Here is a 407-nt window from a genome sequence, read left to right as displayed (position 1 = left end):
CACCCGTTCCCGGGCCTGTTGCCCCTTCGGCGTCAGCCCGCCTCCCTGCGCATACCTCATGAACACGGCATACCGCAGGGATCACGAGCCGTCACGACCAGCCGCTATCGCGAGTTCAACCTCAGTACTACGCGGACGACGAGGGCCACGTCTGCGCGCTCGGCCACTACCACTGTGTGACCAAGCGGGGAAACAGTGCGGACGTCAGGTTCATCATCCACATCTGGACGGTCCGCGACGGCAAGCTCACGCATCTGCGGCAGGTCGCCGACAGCCTCGTCGTCGACGGGCTGGTGAACGGCTGACCCCGGCGGACCTGTCCGCACAGCTGGAATTTCTCGAACAGAAACAATATGGGAGTGCACATGAAGATCGCCGTTCTCGGTACCGGGATGGTCGGCCGCGCC

The 407-nt window shown here is 64.1% G+C and carries 1 protein-coding gene; it reads left to right on the top strand.

All coding sequences use genetic code 11. The features are described from left to right. The first annotated feature begins 176 nt into the window (after positions 1–176). Positions 177–305 carry a nuclear transport factor 2-like protein gene (locus RNC47_RS37230; RefSeq protein WP_311605302.1) on the top strand — a complete coding sequence of 43 codons (129 nt, stop codon included), beginning with the start codon at positions 177–179 and terminating at the stop codon, positions 303–305. Positions 306–407: the final 102 nt, after the last annotated feature.

This window comes from Streptomyces millisiae (assembly GCF_031845425.1).
Classification (GTDB): domain Bacteria; phylum Actinomycetota; class Actinomycetes; order Streptomycetales; family Streptomycetaceae; genus Streptomyces; species Streptomyces millisiae.
The sequence above is the reverse complement of the archived record's forward strand: the minus strand, read 5'-3'. Positions and strand labels throughout refer to the sequence as shown.